Origin of the sequence: Micromonospora radicis, assembly GCF_003583405.1 — a bacterium.
GTDB lineage: Bacteria > Actinomycetota > Actinomycetes > Mycobacteriales > Micromonosporaceae > Micromonospora > Micromonospora radicis.
The window spans coordinates 1-15,508 of the sequence record NZ_QXEC01000035.1 but is presented as its reverse complement, the minus strand read 5'-3'; the positions used below and the strand labels follow the sequence as shown (position 1 = coordinate 15,508).

General features: G+C 70.1%; 15 protein-coding genes. 14 read left to right on the top strand and 1 reads right to left on the bottom strand.

Annotation, left to right across the window (positions count from 1 at the left end; all coding sequences use genetic code 11):
* Positions 1-93: 93 nt before the first annotated feature.
* Entirely contained in the window at positions 94-2,205 is a 2,112-nt protein-coding gene (locus D2L64_RS24660; RefSeq protein ID WP_119579589.1) for a transglycosylase domain-containing protein, read from the top strand.
* Between the two features lie 328 nt (positions 2,206-2,533).
* Here D2L64_RS24660 and D2L64_RS24650 read toward each other — a convergent pair whose 3' ends face one another.
* Positions 2,534-4,021, bottom strand: coding sequence for an SDR family oxidoreductase (locus D2L64_RS24650; RefSeq protein ID WP_119579609.1), 1,488 nt, complete (start codon positions 4,019-4,021; stop codon positions 2,534-2,536).
* A gap of 35 nt (positions 4,022-4,056) precedes the next feature.
* Here D2L64_RS24650 and D2L64_RS24645 point away from each other — a divergent pair, with 35 nt between their 5' ends.
* The 13 genes from D2L64_RS24645 to D2L64_RS24585 all read left to right on the top strand — a co-directional run bounded on the left by D2L64_RS24645 (position 4,057) and on the right by D2L64_RS24585 (position 15,238).
* Positions 4,057-5,343 carry a serine hydroxymethyltransferase gene (locus D2L64_RS24645; RefSeq protein WP_119579588.1) on the top strand — a complete coding sequence of 429 codons (1,287 nt, stop codon included), beginning with the start codon at positions 4,057-4,059 and terminating at the stop codon, positions 5,341-5,343.
* A gap of 155 nt (positions 5,344-5,498) precedes the next feature.
* Complete coding sequence (locus D2L64_RS24640; RefSeq protein WP_119579608.1) at positions 5,499-5,969, top strand: hypothetical protein; 471 nt, start codon at positions 5,499-5,501, stop codon at positions 5,967-5,969.
* 166 nt (positions 5,970-6,135) lie between these two features.
* On the top strand, positions 6,136-6,357 hold the full coding sequence (locus tag D2L64_RS24635) for a hypothetical protein (RefSeq protein WP_119579587.1): 222 nt from the start codon (positions 6,136-6,138) through the stop codon (positions 6,355-6,357).
* A 42-nt stretch (positions 6,358-6,399) separates the two neighbouring features.
* The gene (gene atpB, locus D2L64_RS24630; RefSeq protein WP_119579586.1) at positions 6,400-7,179 is read left to right on the top strand and encodes a F0F1 ATP synthase subunit A; all 780 of its coding nucleotides are present in this window, start codon (positions 6,400-6,402) and stop codon (positions 7,177-7,179) included.
* 84 nt (positions 7,180-7,263) lie between these two features.
* A complete protein-coding gene (atpE, locus tag D2L64_RS24625; RefSeq protein WP_119579585.1) occupies positions 7,264-7,503 on the top strand; it encodes an ATP synthase F0 subunit C in 240 nt (79 codons plus the stop codon).
* A 28-nt stretch (positions 7,504-7,531) separates the two neighbouring features.
* A complete protein-coding gene (locus tag D2L64_RS24620) occupies positions 7,532-8,062 on the top strand; it encodes a F0F1 ATP synthase subunit B (RefSeq protein ID WP_119579584.1) in 531 nt (176 codons plus the stop codon).
* Positions 8,062-8,883, top strand: coding sequence for a F0F1 ATP synthase subunit delta (locus tag D2L64_RS24615; protein ID WP_119579583.1), 822 nt, complete (start codon positions 8,062-8,064; stop codon positions 8,881-8,883). The genes D2L64_RS24620 and D2L64_RS24615 overlap by 1 nt, the downstream gene beginning before the upstream one ends.
* A gap of 92 nt (positions 8,884-8,975) precedes the next feature.
* Positions 8,976-10,619 carry a F0F1 ATP synthase subunit alpha gene (gene atpA / locus D2L64_RS24610; protein WP_119579582.1) on the top strand — a complete coding sequence of 548 codons (1,644 nt, stop codon included), beginning with the start codon at positions 8,976-8,978 and terminating at the stop codon, positions 10,617-10,619.
* A gap of 9 nt (positions 10,620-10,628) precedes the next feature.
* Positions 10,629-11,567 carry a F0F1 ATP synthase subunit gamma gene (locus D2L64_RS24605; RefSeq protein WP_119579581.1) on the top strand — a complete coding sequence of 313 codons (939 nt, stop codon included), beginning with the start codon at positions 10,629-10,631 and terminating at the stop codon, positions 11,565-11,567.
* On the top strand, positions 11,567-13,021 hold the full coding sequence (gene atpD, locus D2L64_RS24600; protein WP_119579580.1) for a F0F1 ATP synthase subunit beta: 1,455 nt from the start codon (positions 11,567-11,569) through the stop codon (positions 13,019-13,021). The genes D2L64_RS24605 and atpD overlap by 1 nt, the downstream gene beginning before the upstream one ends.
* A 226-nt stretch (positions 13,022-13,247) precedes the next feature.
* The gene (locus D2L64_RS24595; protein WP_119579579.1) at positions 13,248-14,396 is read left to right on the top strand and encodes an LCP family protein; all 1,149 of its coding nucleotides are present in this window, start codon (positions 13,248-13,250) and stop codon (positions 14,394-14,396) included.
* A gap of 89 nt (positions 14,397-14,485) precedes the next feature.
* Positions 14,486-14,770, top strand: a complete 285-nt coding sequence (locus tag D2L64_RS24590; protein ID WP_119579578.1) for a F0F1 ATP synthase subunit epsilon — start codon at positions 14,486-14,488, stop codon at positions 14,768-14,770.
* Between the two features lie 12 nt (positions 14,771-14,782).
* A complete protein-coding gene (locus tag D2L64_RS24585; protein WP_119579577.1) occupies positions 14,783-15,238 on the top strand; it encodes a DUF2550 domain-containing protein in 456 nt (151 codons plus the stop codon).
* The last annotated feature ends 270 nt before the right edge of the window (positions 15,239-15,508 follow it).

The window sequence follows — 15,508 nt, the reverse complement described above, 5'->3', positions numbered from 1 at the left end:
GGTGAACTTCCTGCGGATTTAGGGGATTAGGCAGCAGAAAGGGCGATTGGCGCCATTCTGGGAGGGTCCTGAAGGCTCCTGCGGGGAGAGCTGATGACCCGGGCGTTCCTGCCGAAGATGTTCACCGTCCTGCTGGCCGGCACGCTGGCCGGTCTGGCGCTCGCGGTGGCGGCGCTGCCGGCCGCACTGGTCTACGGCGTCGGTCTCTCCGCGCTCGCGGCGCCGTACGCGGAGCTGCCCAACACCCTGCGTACGCCACCGACCGCCCAGCGGTCGAACCTGTACGCCAAGGACGGCACCACCCTGATCACCTCCTTCTACCAGGAGGATCGGGTGGACGTGCCGCTGGGCGAGGTGGCGCCGGTGATGCGCCAGGCGATCATCGCCGCCGAGGACGCCCGCTTCCACGAACACAGCGGCGTCGACCTGCGGGGCATCGTGCGGGCCTTCACCGTCAACCGGCGCGACGGCGCGACCCGGCAGGGTGCCTCCACGCTGACCATGCAGTACGTGCGCAACGTGTTGAGCAACGACCCCCGGCTGAGCGAGGCGCAGCGGGCCGCCGCCACCGAGGTGAGCACCGCGCGCAAGATCCAGGAGATCCGCTACGCGCTCGCCCTGGAGCGGGAGCTGACCAAGGACGAGATCCTCACCCGGTACCTGAACATCGCCTACTTCGGTGCCGGCGCGTACGGCGTCGCCGCCGCCAGCAAGCGGTACTTCTCCAGCTCACCGGCCGAGCTGACGTTGGCCCAGGCGGCCCTGCTGGCCGGGCTGGTCCGCTCCCCGCACACCGACGACCCGATCAACGGCGACGCGGACAGTGCGCTGGAACGCCGGGGGTACGTGCTGGACCGGCTGGTCGAGTCGGGTCAGATCCCGCCCGACGTGGCGAACCGCGCCCGGACGGAGCCGTTGGACCTGCGTCCGAGCGAGACTCCCAACGACTGCACGGCGGTGCCCGAGGGGCACAACGACTGGGGCTTCTTCTGCGACTGGTTCACCCGGTGGTGGAACGACCAGCGGGCGTTCGGCAGCACCGTCGACGAACGGCAGCGCACCCTGCGCCGGGGCGGCTTCCACATCGTCACCTCGCTCGACCCGGCGGTGCAGCGGGCCACCACCGAGCAGGTCCGCTCGGTCTACTCCGCCGACAACCCGTACGCGATGCCGACCGCCGTGGTGCAGCCGGGCACCGGTCGGGTGCTGGCCATGTCGGTGAACCGGAACTACAGCGTGGCGGCGAACCCGTCCGGGCAGAAGAACCACCCGAACACCGTCAACCAGCTGATCGGCGGGGGCGGCACCATCGTCGGTTACCAGGCCGGGTCCACCTTCAAGCTCTTCACCATGCTGGCCGCGCTGGAGGCGGGGTTGCCGTTGAACACGGTCTTCGACGCCCCGTCGCGGATCGTCACCGACTTCCGGGTCAGTGGCGAGGTGAACTGCGGCGGGTACTGGTGCCCGGCCAACGCGAGCGCGTCGATGAGCGGCGAGCACGACATGTGGACCGCGTTCGGCCGTTCGGTCAACACGTACTTCGCCTGGTTGACCGAGCATGTCGGCGCCGACCGGGTGGTGGAGATGGCGCAGCGGCTGGGCATCGTGCTGCGGGCCGAGAGCGACGCGCAACTGGCCCGGCACGGCGCCCGCGAGTGGGGCCCGTTCACCCTCGGCGTGGCCGCCACCACCCCACTGGACCTGGCCGGCGCGTACGCCGCGGTGGCGGCCGAGGGGACCTGGTGCGCGCCGACGCCGATCACCTCGATCACCGACGCCGCCGGCCGCCCGGTCAGCGCGGGGCAGCCGGACTGTCGGCAGGTGCTCGACGTCGACGTGGCCCGGGCGGCGGTGGACGCGGCCCGCTGCCCGGTCGGCGACCAGTCCATGTACCACACCTGCGACGGCGGTACCGCCAGCCGGCTGCGCGGGCAGCTCGGCCGCCCGGTGGGTGGCAAGACCGGCAGCTCCGAGCGGTACGCCACGGAGACGGTGGTGGCCTTCACGCCGCAGTTGGCGGTCGCCGCGATGGCGGCCAACCCGGACGATCCCCGGGACGCGGTCGGCAGCGCGGTGCAGAGCCGGATGGTGGCCTCGGTCGGCGACATCCTCGCCTTCGCGCTGCGGGACCAGCCGGTACGCGACTTCGTGCCGCCCAGCGACACGACCGCCTGGCGGGTCACCGGCCAGCGCGACGGCAACTAGCCTCGGTCGCGACGGCGGGACCGGTGCTGGATGATCAGCGCCGGCATCCGTGACTGGCGTGCCCGGGGACGGCGCGCCCGGGGACGGCGTGCCCGGGGACGGCGTGCCCGGGGACGGCGCGCCCGGGGACGGCGCGCCCGGGACGATCGTCCTCCGGACGCTGATTTCACGGTGAAATAACGATTGCGGTGTGAAATCACGCCTGCCCACGGATCTGCCGCCAGCCCGACGATCCGCAGGCAGTCAATGCCTGGCCCTTCCGCGCGTAACCCCGGCCAATGTTGGAAGACCCGGCAACTAGCCGGGTGGTGGTCGGCCGGCGCCCTTTCTATGCCGAAGGCGTTGCCAGGGCGCCCGTCATTGCTTCGGCGCGACCGGCGATGTTGCGGGCCATCCCGCCGAAGACCAGCGCGTGGAACGGCGCCACCGCGGCCCAGTACGCGTGCCCGGCCAGCCCGTGCGGCAGGAAGACGGCGCGTTGCCGGTAGCTGACCTGCCCGGCGGCGTCCCGCTGCACCCGCAGTTCCAACCAGGCCCGGCCGGGCAGCCGCATCTCGGCCCGCAGCCGCAGCAGCTCGCCGGGCACGATCTCCTCCACCCGCCAGAAGTCCAGCGCCTCGCCGACCCGCAGCTGGTGCGGATGGCGCCGGCCCCGGCGCAGCCCCACCCCGCCGACCAGCCGGTCCACCCAGCCGCGCGCCGACCAGGCCAGCGGGAACGAGTACCAGCCGTGTTCGCCGCCGACACCCTCGATCACCCGCCAGAGCGCCTCCGCTGACGCCGCCACCGTCCGTTCCCGTACGTCGGTGTAGGCGGTGCCGCCGCTCCACTCGGGGTCGCTGGGCAGCGGCTCGGCGGGCGCGTCCGGCCCGGCCGCCGTCGACCAGCGGGTCTCCACCTGCGCGTCGCGTACCTTGGCCAGGGCCAGCTCGACGGCCCGGTCGAAACCGGTCGGCCCGCCCGGCGGGTCCGGCAGGTAGGCCGCGATGTCGTGCTCGTGCGCCACCGCCTCGTGGACCAGGCTGGCCACCAGCGGCCGGGCCAGCGCGTTCGGCACCGGGGTGACCAGCCCGACCCAGTACGACGACAGCGTGGGCGTCAACGGGCGCACCGGCAGCAGCAGCCGGCGGTGCAGCCCGGCCACCCGGGCGTAGCGCTGCATCATCTCGCCGAAGGTGAGCACGTCCGGACCGGCGATGTCGAAGCCCCGGCTGACCTCGGGCGGCAGGGTGGCGCAGCCGACCAGGTAGTGCAGCACGTCGCGGACGGCGATCGGCTGGATCCGGTTGCTGACCCAGCGCGGGGTGACCATCACCGGCAGCCGCTCGGTCAGGTGGCGCAGCATCTCGAACGACGCCGAACCGGACCCGATGATCACCGCCGCCCGCAGCACCACCGTGGGCACCCCGCTGTCCAGCAGGATCCGGCCCACCTCGCTGCGCGAGCGCAGGTGCGCGGAGGTGGCCGGGTCGGCCGCCGCCGGCTCGGGCCCGCCCAGGTACACGATGCGGCGTACGCCGGCCGCCCGGGCCGCTGCGGCGAAGTTGCTGGCGGCCTGCCGGTCGGCGGCCTCGAAACCGGCCTGGCCGAGCGAGTGGACCAGGTAGTACGCCACGTCGATCCCGTCGAACACCCCGGTCAGCGACTCCGCCCGACTCAGGTCCGCCTCGGCCACCTCGACCTGTCCGGCCCACGGCACGTCGCGCAGCCGACCGGCCCGCCGGGCGAGGCAGCGTACGTCGTGTCCCTGCGCCAACAGGCGGGGTGCCAACCGCCCGCCGATGTAACCGGTGGCACCGGTGACCAGGCATCTCACGGTCTCCAGTCTGGCGCCCAATAGACTTTGGCGCTGTGGAGACCGCGAGAGGCACCTTCTGGGGGCCGGACTTCGAGCAGCTGAGCACCGGCGATCCCGAGATCGCGGAGGTGGTGCTCGGCGAACTCGACCGGTTGCGTACCGGCCTGCAACTGATCGCCAGCGAGAACCTCACCTCCCCGGCGGTGCTGGCCGCGCTGGGTTCCACGCTCACCAACAAGTACGCCGAGGGCTACCCGGGTCGGCGCTACTACGGCGGCTGCGCGCAGGTGGACCGGGCCGAGGAGATCGGCATCGCCCGGGCGAAGGAGCTGTTCGCCGCCGAGCACGCCAACCTGCAACCGCACTCCGGGGCGAGCGCCAACCTGGCCGCGTACGCCGCGCTGGTGCAGCCGGGGGACACGGTGCTGGCGATGGAGCTGCCGCACGGCGGGCACCTGACCCACGGCAGCCGGGTCAACTTCTCCGGCAGGTGGTTCGCCACCGTCGGCTACACGGTGCGGCGGGACACCGAGCTTATCGACTATGACGAGGTACGTGACCTCGCGCGGACCCACCGCCCCAAGATGATCATCTGTGGCGCGACGGCGTACCCGCGGCTGATCGACTTTGCCCGGTTCCGGGAGATCGCCGACGAGGTGGGCGCGTACCTGATGGTGGACGCGGCGCACTTCATCGGGCTGGTCGCCGGGCAGGCCATCCCCTCGCCGGTGCCGTATGCCGACGTGGTCTGCGCCACCACCCACAAGGTACTGCGTGGGCCGCGCGGCGGCATGATCCTCTGCCGGGAGTCGCTGGCCGAACGGATCGACAAGGCGGTCTTCCCGTTCACCCAGGGCGGCCCGCTGATGCACGCCGTCGCGGCCAAGGCGGTCGCGTTACGCGAGGCGGCGCAGCCGGAGTACCGCCGGTACGCCGCGCAGGTGGTGGCCAACGCGCAGGCGCTGGCCGACGGGTTGGCCGCCGAGGGGATGCGGCCGGTCTCCGGCGGCACCGACACCCACCTGGCCCTGATCGACCTGCGGGAGACCGGGGTGACCGGCGCCGAGGCCGAGGCGCGCTGCGACGCGGCGACCATCACGCTGAACAAGAACGCCATCCCGTACGACCCGCGTAAGCCGATGGTCGCCTCCGGTATCCGGGTGGGCACCCCCAGCGTCACCACGCAGGGTCTGCACGAACCCCAGATGCGGCAGGTGGCCGAGTTGATCGCCCGAGCGGTACGCACCGATCCCGCGGCCCCCGGCGGGGCCGACGCACTGGCCGGGGTCGCCGCCGACGTGGCCGACCTGGTCGCCGAGTTCCCGGCGTACCCCCGATGAGCGCGCCCGGTACCGGTCAGCCCGGCCAGCCCACGGTGGCCGCGCCGCGTGAGCCCCACGTCGCCCCCCGGACCGCGCCCGGCACGCCCGCTGCGCCGGCCGAGTCTGCGCCGGCCGAGTCTGCGCCAGCCGTGACCGGCGGGGCAGCGCCGGCCGTGACCGGCGGGGCCGCGCCGGCCGGGTCCGGACCGGCGCCCGCGCCGCGGGCGGGGGAGCGGGGCGCGATCCGGGCCCGGCTGCCGCACCTGCGGCTGCCGCTGCTCGCCTGCGCCGCGCTCGCCGTGCTCGGGGTACCGCTCGCCGCGCTGCTGCGGGGTCCGACCGGCGCGGCCGGGGTGGCCGCCGGGATCGGCCTGGTGATCGTGAGCTACCTGGTCTCCAGCTTCTCGGTGGCCTGGGCCGACGCGGTCAACCCGAAGCTGATCATGTCGGTGGGGCTGGTCACCTACGCCACGAAGATGGTCTTCCTGGGCGTGGTGATGTCCGCCGTGGCCAGCGCCGGCTGGCCCGGGCTGCCCGACATGGGCGTGGCCATCATCGCGGCCGTGCTGGTGTGGATCGTCGCCCACGTGACCTGGGCCTGGCGTGCCCCGCTGCCCACCGTGGACCGGGCTACGGGTCACTGACCGTACGGCCGGTGTTCGCCGGGCGTTTCGCCACCCTGTACGGGTGGCCATGCAGGAGTAAGCTGACCCCGGCTTGACGCGCCCGCACCCGCCGCCCGCACGCTGCTTGCAGTGTGGGGGGTGCCGCACACTCGCGAAACACCCGGCTGATAGTGTTCGCCTCGTCATGGCCGACAACCCTCACCGCGGAAGCTCCGACGAGCACTCGTCGGAAGGCGTTGCCGGAGCCGTTCTTGGCTACCTGCTCGCCGGCATCGTGGCGTGGGGATTCCTCGGCTGGTTGGCGGGGAAGTTCCTCGGCCTGCCGACCGGCATCGGGATCGGGGTGGGCATGATGCTCGGCGCAGCCGGAGCGATCTACCTGATCATGAAGAGGCTCGGTGCCTGAGTTTCGGCACGCGCGGGTCTGTCGAGTGCGGAGGATGACACGGTGAGCGCACAGCTTGTCGCCGCTGAAGGGCTGCCCTGGCCCCCGGGGGTCAAGGACTTCTACCTGCCGGAAGTGGCCGGCCCATTCGTCACCAAGTTCACTCTCATGATCTGGCTGGCCGTCGGGCTGCTGATCATCTTCTTCATGGCCACGTACCGGAACCCGAAGCTGGTGCCGGGTAAGGGTCAATGGGTGGCGGAATCGATCTACGGGCTGGTCCGGGACAACATCGCCCGGGAGCAGATGGGCAGCGCCGGCGTCAAGTTCGCTCCGTACTTCACGGTGCTGTTCTGCTACATCGCGCTGACCAACCTCTTCGGCATCATCCCGGGGTTGCAGATCTCGCCGAACTCGCACATCGCCTTCCCGATCGTGCTCGCGGCGATCACCTACGTGATGTACATCTACCTCGGCGTTCGTCAGCACGGCGTCGGCGGCTACCTCAAGCAGAGCCTGATCCTGCCGGGCATCCCCTGGCCGATGCACTTCCTGCTGATCCCGATCGAGTTCCTGCAGACCTTCATCAACCGGCCGGTCACGTTGGCGGTGCGTCTCTTCGCCAACATGTTCGCCGGCCACCTGATCCTGCTGGTCTTCACCATCGGTGGCTTCGTGCTGCTCGCCTCGGACAACGTCTTCATCCAGGCGACCTCGATCTTCTCCTTCATCATGGCGATCGTGATGGCCTTCTTCGAGGTGCTGATCGCGCTGTTGCAGGCGTACGTCTTCGTCACGCTGAGCGCCAACTACATGGGATCGGCGCTCGCGTCCGAACACTGATCCGCCCGGCGGGTCACCCGCCCAAGCTTCAGGTACGACCGGTACGCGTGAAACCTCACGCGTCAAACAGGAGGAATACCCGCAATGACTGTTCCCGCAACCACTGTTCTGGCTGAGATCAGCGGTAACGTCAACACGATCGGCTACGGCCTCGCCGCCGTCGGCCCCGCGATCGGTGTGGCGTTGATCTTCGTTGCGTACATCAACTCCAGCGCCCGCCAGCCGGAGTCGGCCGGTTACAACCGCACCTGGCTGGTCCTGGGCTTCGCCCTGGTCGAGGCGCTCGCCCTCTTCGGCCTGGTGCTCGCCTTCGCCGTTGTCTGACCGTCCGCTTCCCGACCCGGAGGTCTAAATGATTCTCGCCGCCGAAGGTGTGGAGCACCACCCGCTCGTGCCGCTGTGGCAGGAGCTGGTCATCGGGACGATCGCCTTCGCCCTGCTCTGCTTCGTGCTGCTGAAGTTCGTCATGCCGCGCATGGAGGCGATGTACCAGGCGCGGGTCGACGCGATCGAGGGTGGCCTCAAGCGCGCCGAGGCGGCGCAGGCCGAGGCCAACCAGCTGCTCGAGCAGTACCGGGCCCAGCTCGCCGAGGTGCGTACCGAGGCGGCGCGAATCCGGGACGACGCCCGGGCCGACGCCGAGTCGATCCGCACCGACATCCTCGCCAAGGCCCGGGAGGAGTCCGACCGGGTCATCGCCGCCGGCCGGGAGTCGCTGGCCGTCGAGCGTCAGACCATCGTGCGCGAGCTGCGCGCGGAGGTCGGCGGTCTCGCGGTCGAGCTGGCCGGGCGGATCGTGGGCGAGTCGCTCGCCGACGAGGCCCGTCGTAAGGGCACCGTCGAGCGCTTCCTCACCGACCTCGAGAGCGCGGGGGCCCGCTGATGCAGGCCGCCAGCCGGGAGTCCTACACCGCCGCGAGTCAGCGGCTGGAGGAGTACGTCCGGGGCGCCGATTCGACGGCTCTCGCCACCACCGGTGCCGAGCTGCTCGCCGTGGCGGACCTGCTGCGGCGGGAGGTCCGGCTGCGCCGGGCGCTCTCCGACCCGGCCCGTGCCGGTGCGGACCGCAGCGGCCTGCTCGACTCGGTGCTCTCCGGCAAGGTCGGCGCGGACGCGCTCGACCTGCTCGGGGTGCTGGTCGCCGGCCGGTGGTCGGCCCCGTCGGAGTTGCTCGAAGGTGCCGAGCGTCTCGGCGTGCAGGCGCTGCTCGCCAGCGCGGCCCGCGCCGACGAGCTCGGTGAGGTCGAGGACGAGCTGTTCCGCTTCGGCCAGGTGGTCGCGGCGGACCCGCAGCTCTCCAACGCCCTGTCCGACCCGGGGGCCCCGGTGGCCCAACGGGCCGAGCTGATCGGGATGCTCCTGACGGGCAAGGCCCGGCCGGTGACGGTGCGACTGGTGGAGGCGGCCCTGGCCGGCTTCGGCGGTCGGTCGTTCTCCGCCGCGCTGTCCCGGCTGGTGGAGTTGGCGGCCGAGCGGCGTGACCGGCAGGTCGCGTACGTGACGGTCGCAGCACCGCTGTCCGCGGACGAGGAGAGCCGGCTCACCAACCAGCTCTCGGCCATCTACGGCCGGGCGGTCGCCGTGAAGCTTACGGTTGACCCGACGATCCTCGGCGGAGCGAGCGTCCGGGTGGGTTCGGACCTGTACGACGGGACGATCCTGCGCCGCCTCAACGAGACCCGTAACGCGCTCGCGAAGCGCTGACCAGCACCCCGCGAAGCGCCCGGAATAACAGTCGACCCGAGGACCGGTCGGTACTAGGTATCCCGGGCCCCTGATACTTAAGGAAGCAGAGGATGGCCGAGCTGACCATCTCGACGGAGGAGATCCGCGGCGCCCTGGAGCGCTACGTCTCCTCCTATTCGCCCGACGTCTCCCGTGAGGAGGTCGGCACCGTCGCCGACACCGGCGACGGTATCGCCCACGTCGAGGGCCTGCCCTCGACCATGACCAACGAGCTGCTCGAGTTCGAGGACGGCACGCTCGGCGTGGCGCTGAACCTCGACGTCCGGGAGATCGGTGTCGTCGTCCTGGGCGACTACGCCGGCCTTGAGGAGGGCCAGCGGGTCAAGCGCACCGGCCGGGTGCTCTCGGTACCGGTCGGTGACGCCTTCCTGGGCCGCGTGGTCAACGCGCTCGGCGCCCCGATCGACGGCCTCGGCGAGATCACCGACGAGGGCTACCGCGAGCTGGAGCTGCAGGCCCCGAACGTGATGGCCCGGCAGTCCGTCTCCGAGCCGATGCAGACCGGCATCAAGGCCATCGACGCGATGACCCCGATCGGGCGTGGTCAGCGGCAGCTCATCATCGGTGACCGGAAGACCGGCAAGACCACGGTCGCCCTGGACGCCATCCTCAACCAGCGCGAGAACTGGGCCTCCGGCGACCCGAAGAAGCAGGTCCGCTGCATCTACGTCGCCATCGGCCAGAAGGCCTCCACCATCGCCTCCATCAAGGGGCAGTTGGAGGAGGCGGGCGCGATGGAGTACACCACCATCGTCGCCTCCCCGGCCTCCGACCCGGCCGGCTTCAAGTACCTCGCCCCCTACACCGGTTCGGCGATCGGCCAGCACTGGATGTACGGCGGCAAGCACGTCCTGATCGTCTTCGACGACCTGAGCAAGCAGGCCGAGGCGTACCGGGCCGTGTCGCTGCTGCTGCGTCGCCCGCCGGGCCGTGAGGCGTACCCGGGTGACGTCTTCTACCTGCACTCGCGGCTGCTGGAGCGGTGCGCGAAGCTCTCCGACGAGATGGGCGGCGGGTCGATGACCGGTCTGCCGATCATCGAGACGAAGGCCAACGACATCTCGGCCTTCATCCCGACCAACGTCATCTCGATCACCGACGGCCAGATCTTCCTGGAGACGGACCTGTTCAACCAGGGCGTCCGGCCGGCCATCAACGTCGGTACCTCGGTCTCCCGGGTCGGTGGCGCCGCGCAGGTGAAGCCGATGAAGAAGGTCTCCGGTTCGCTGCGGCTGAACCTGGCGCAGTACCGCGAGCTGGAGGCGTTCGCCGCCTTCGCCTCCGACCTGGACAAGGCCTCCCGCGCCCAGCTCGACCGCGGTGCCCGCCTGGTGGAGCTGCTCAAGCAGCCGAACTACTCGCCGTACTCGGTGCAGGAGCAGGTCATCGCGGTCTGGTCCGGCACCGAGGGCAAGCTGGACGACATCCCGGTCGGTGACGTGCGGCGCTTCGAGACCCAGTTCCTGGAGCACCTGCGGCGCAAGCACAACGCCACCCTGCTGGCGATCGCGGACAACAAGTGGGACGACGAGATCATCGCCACCCTCGACGCGGCCGTCACGGAGTTCAAGCAGGGCTTCCTCGGCCGGGAGGACGAGCGCACGATCAACGAGGCGCCGGCGGCGCCGCTGGAGGGCGAGGCCGAGCAGGAGACGGTCACCCGTTACAGCGCAGCGCCGGCCCAGAAGCGTTAGGGCCGGGCCATGGCGGCGCAGGTACGTGTTCTTCGTCAACGCATTCGCTCGGCGAAGGGGATGAAGAAGATCACCAAGGCGATGGAGCTCGTGGCGACGAGCCGGATCGCCAAGGCCCAGGCCCGGGTGGAGGCGTCCCTGCCGTACGCCCGGGCCATCACCGGCGTCCTCACGGCGCTGGCGTCCAACGCGTCGGTCGACCACCCGCTGCTGACCCCGCGCGAGCGGGTGCGGCGGGCGGGCGTGCTGCTGGTGACCGCCGACCGGGGTCTGGCCGGCGGTTACAGCTCCAACGCCATCAAGACGGCGGAGTCGCTGGTCGCGCGGCTGCGGGAGGACGGCAAGGAGCCGGTGCTCTACGTCGTCGGGCGTAAGGGCGTGTCGTTCTACCGGTTCCGTAACCGGCCGATCGAGGCCAGCTGGACGGGCTTCTCCGAGCAGCCGTCGTTCGCCGACGCCCGCGAGGTGGGCGAGACGCTGGTCAAGGCGTTCTCGGCCGGCGCGGACGACCTCGACGGCGGTCCGGGTGCGGACGGGGTGCTCGGGGTGGACGAGTTGCACATCGTCTTCACCGAGTTCAAGTCCCTGATGACCCAGACGCCGGTCACCCGGATCATCGGTCCGTTGCAGGTGGAGGAGCGGCCTCGGTCGGAGGCGGCCCCCGGGCTGCTGCCCGACTACGAGTTCGAGCCGAACCCGGAGGAACTGCTCGACGCGTTGCTGCCGAAGTACATCAACACGCGGATCTACGCGGCGTTGCTGGAGTCGGCGGCGAGCGAGTCGGCGGCCCGGCGGCGGGCGATGAAGAGCGCCACCGACAACGCCGAAGAGATGATCGACAAGTACACGCGTGAGATGAACTCGGCCCGCCAGGCCGGGATCACCCAGGAGATCAGTGAGATCGTCGGCGGCGCCAACGCGCTGGCCGCGTCGGGAAGTGAAGTGTGATGACTGTTTCCACTGCTGCTGGAGGACCAGCCGAGACCACGACGGCCACGGGTCGCGTGGTTCGGGTCATCGGCCCGGTCGTCGACGCCGAGTTCCCGCGCGACGCCATGCCGGACCTGTTCAACGCCCTGCACGTGAACGTGTCCCTCTCCGGCGGCGAGCGGACGCTGACCCTGGAGGTCGCCCAGCACCTGGGTGACAACCTGGTCCGCGCGATCTCGATGCAGCCCACCGACGGTCTGGTGCGCGGTGCCGAGGTGCGTGACACCGCCTTCCCGATCCGGGTGCCGGTCGGCGACGCGGTCAAGGGTCACGTGTTCAACGCGATCGGCGAGTGCCTCAACCTCACCGAGGGTGAGACCATCTCCGCCGACGACCACTGGGGCATCCACCGCAAGGCCCCGGCCTTCGCGGACCTGGAGCCGAAGACCGAGATGCTGGAGACCGGCATCAAGGTCATCGACCTGCTCGCCCCGTACGTCAAGGGCGGCAAGATCGGCCTGTTCGGCGGTGCCGGCGTGGGCAAGACGGTGCTCATCCAGGAGATGATCACCCGCGTCGCGCGCAACTTCGGTGGTACCTCCGTCTTCGCCGGTGTGGGTGAGCGGACCCGTGAGGGCAACGACCTCATCCACGAGATGACCGAGTCCGGGGTCATCGACAAGACCGCGCTGGTCTTCGGTCAGATGGACGAGCCGCCGGGCACCCGGCTGCGCGTCGCGCTCTCCGCGCTGACCATGGCGGAGTACTTCCGTGACGTGCAGAAGCAGGAGGTGCTGCTCTTCATCGACAACATCTTCCGCTTCACCCAGGCCGGTTCCGAGGTCTCCACCCTGCTGGGCCGGATGCCCAGCGCGGTGGGTTACCAGCCGACGCTGGCCGACGAGATGGGCGAGCTCCAGGAGCGGATCACGTCCGTCAAGGGCCAGGCCATCACGTCGATGCAGGCGATCTACGTGCCGGCGGACGACTACACCGACCCCGCTCCGGCCACCACCTTCGCCCACCTGGACGCCACCACCAACCTGGAGCGGTCCATCTCCGACAAGGGCATCTACCCGGCGGTGGACCCGCTGGCGTCCTCGTCGCGGATCCTCGCCCCGGAGTTCGTCGGCCAGGAGCACTTCCAGGTGGCCAGCGAGGTCAAGCGGATCCTCCAGCGCTACAAGGACCTGCAGGACATCATCGCCATCCTCGGTATCGAGGAGCTCTCCGAGGAAGACAAGATCACGGTCCAGCGGGCCCGCCGGATCGAGCGCTTCCTGTCGCAGAACACCTACGCGGCGGAGCAGTTCACCGGCGTGCCGGGCTCGACGGTCCCGATCAAGGAGACCATCGAGGCGTTCCGGAAGATCAGCGAGGGCGAGTACGACCACTTCCCCGAGCAGGCGTTCTTCATGTGCGGTGGGCTCGACGACCTGGAGAAGAAGGCCGCCGAGCTGATGAAGGGCTGACCCTTCGGTCCGTCGCTCCGAACGGAGAAAGGCCGTCCCGGTTCACGCCGGGGCGGCCTTCCGTTCATCTTCGGGACGTAAGGTCGCCGCTGCCCGGTTCTGCGTGGTCGGCGATCGGGTCGAGCACGAGATACCGTCTAGCCACGCTCATGCGCCGACGAGCGATGATCCTGTTCAACCTTCTGGATGCGCGTACCCGTATCCCCTGGGGACGCGACGAACGGAGATGCCCGTGGGTAAGGCCGGCAGACGCGGCAAGCGTGGTGGACGACCGTCCGTCTGGCGTGGCGTGCCAGGCTGGGCGAAGTTCTGCACCATCTTCGGCGTGGTGCTGATGATGCTCAGCGGGACGTCGCTGGTCGGTGCCGAGGCGCTGATGGCCCGCTACGAGGGCGCGGTCGGCAAGGCGGATCTCTTCGGCGACCAGGCCGCCGGTGCCAGCGAGCCCAGGAGCGACATCAAGGGCCCGCTCAACATCCTGCTGGTCGGCATCGACCCGGTCCGGGACGACCGCCCGCCGCTGAGCGACGCCATCATGGTCCTGCACGTGCCGAAGGAGATGGACCGGGCGTACCTCTTCTCCCTGCCCCGCGACCTCTACGTCGAGATCCCGGCCTTCCCCAAGGCCAACTTCAACGGCTCCACCACCAAGCTGAACGCCGCCATGTCCTTCGGCAGCCGGGTGCCCAACGGGAAGCCGGACCCGGCGCGCGGCTTCGAACTGCTCGCCCTCACCGTGCAGCGGGTCACCGGGATCGAGCGCTTCGACGCCGGTGCGATCATCAACTTCTCCGGCTTCCAGAAGATCGTCGACGCCATGGGCGGCGTCACCATGAACATCGAGCGGGAGGTCCGCTCCGAGCACCGCGAGCCGGACGGCAAGCACCGCAAGGGCAACCCGAACGGCAGTGGCTACATCGGGCCGCAGGCGGTCTACCCGAAGGGCAAGCAGCACCTGGAGGGCTGGCAGGCGTTGGACTACGTCCGCCAGCGGTACCCGAAGAACGGCGTACCGGACGGTGACTACGGCCGGCAGCGGCACCAGCAGCAGTTCGTCAAGGCGATGGCCGGTCAGGCGCTCAGTGCCGACGTGGTGACCAACCCGGTCAAGCTGGACCGCGTGCTCCGGGCCGCCGGCGAGTCGCTGATCTTCAGCGGCCGGGGGCACAGTGTGGTCGACTTCGGTCTGGCGCTCAAGGACATCCGTCCCGGCAACATCCAGATGATCAAGCTGCCGGGTGGTGGCGTCTTCGACAACGGCAACTATCTCGGCGAGCGGTTCGAACCCGAGGTCGACGACTTCTTCGTCGCACTGGAACGCGAACTGCTCGATCCGTTCCTCCTCGAACACCCCAAGCTGGTGAACAAGGGTTGACCGTGGTGCGCGTCTCGCCACCCGCATGAAGAACCCGCCCGGGACGCGACTAGACTTTCCCCAATCCGCCGCCTCAACAAGGAGACAGCGTGGCAGAGCAGCTCAACGTCCAGCTCGTGGCCGTAGAGGAGAAGGTCTGGTCCGGCAAGGCCGAGATGGTCATGGCCCGGACGACCGAAGGTGAGCTGGGTGTGCTGCCGGGGCACGCGCCCTTGCTCGGTCAACTCGCCGAGCCCGGCCGGGTACGGATCAAGCTCCCCGGTGGCGAGCAGGTCGCCTACGAGGTGTCCGGTGGCTTCCTCTCCGTCAACGAGCAGGGCGTCACCGTACTGGCCGAGAGCGCCACTCCGGCCTCCGCCGCCTCGGACAACTGAGCCGACCCGCCGATGGAGATTGTGGAAGGGATCGGAATCGGCTTCGCCGTAGTTCTCGGCGCGATCCTGTTCCTCTTCATCCGGCGGGCCGTGGTCACCCGGAGCGGAGGCATCATCCGGCTCAGTGTCCGGACCTCCACCATGCTCGACGGTCGTGGCTGGTCGCCCGGTTTCGGTCGGTTCGTCGGTGACGAACTGCGCTGGTACCGAATGGTCAGTTTCGCCGTACGTCCCAAGCGGGTGCTCTCCCGCGAGGGCCTGAACGTGGAGCGACGGCGGTTGCCGGAAGGACAGGAACGAATGTCCATGCCGGCAGACTGGGTCATTCTCCGCTGTACCAGTCGACACGCTCCGGTCGAGATCGCCATGGCACGATCCACCGTCACCGGATTCCTATCCTGGCTCGAGGCCGCCCCTCCGGGGGCGGTCTCGCCGCGTGTGGCCTCCCAAGACTGGCCCGCCGCCTAACCCCCCCGGCGCCGGCTGGCCGCTGCGTGCCCCCCATAGCCCCGTTGATCATGAAGTTGTTGTCACGCCACGCCGGTCGGGCTGACAACAACTTCATGATCAACGGGGTGGGCTGGGAATGACCCAGCCCGGTCGGTGGTTGTATCTGGTTCCGGCGGCGTGGAGAGGCCGTGCCCCGCGTGCCGGACCCCCTGTTCTTGTTGGGCGCCTGACGGTGCTCGCGTGCACCCGACCCGACCCCCGTGGGTGGGTGTGTGCCGACCCCCCGAA

Excerpts from the sequence above, each read along its gene's own strand:
- D2L64_RS24660 (WP_119579589.1), top strand. The coding sequence starts at position 94 with ATGACCCGGGCGTTCCTGCCGAAGATGTTCACCGTCCTGCTGGCCGGC.
- D2L64_RS24635 (WP_119579587.1), top strand. The coding sequence starts at position 6,136 with ATGGCCGACAACCCTCACCGCGGAAGCTCCGACGAGCACTCGTCGGAA.
- atpE (WP_119579585.1), top strand. The coding sequence starts at position 7,264 with ATGACTGTTCCCGCAACCACTGTTCTGGCTGAGATCAGCGGTAACGTC.
- D2L64_RS24620 (WP_119579584.1), top strand. The coding sequence starts at position 7,532 with ATGATTCTCGCCGCCGAAGGTGTGGAGCACCACCCGCTCGTGCCGCTG.
- D2L64_RS24615 (WP_119579583.1), top strand. The coding sequence starts at position 8,062 with ATGCAGGCCGCCAGCCGGGAGTCCTACACCGCCGCGAGTCAGCGGCTG.
- atpA (WP_119579582.1), top strand. The coding sequence starts at position 8,976 with ATGGCCGAGCTGACCATCTCGACGGAGGAGATCCGCGGCGCCCTGGAG.
- D2L64_RS24605 (WP_119579581.1), top strand. The coding sequence starts at position 10,629 with ATGGCGGCGCAGGTACGTGTTCTTCGTCAACGCATTCGCTCGGCGAAG.
- atpD (WP_119579580.1), top strand. The coding sequence starts at position 11,567 with ATGACTGTTTCCACTGCTGCTGGAGGACCAGCCGAGACCACGACGGCC.
- D2L64_RS24595 (WP_119579579.1), top strand. The coding sequence starts at position 13,248 with ATGCCCGTGGGTAAGGCCGGCAGACGCGGCAAGCGTGGTGGACGACCG.
- D2L64_RS24585 (WP_119579577.1), top strand. The coding sequence starts at position 14,783 with ATGGAGATTGTGGAAGGGATCGGAATCGGCTTCGCCGTAGTTCTCGGC.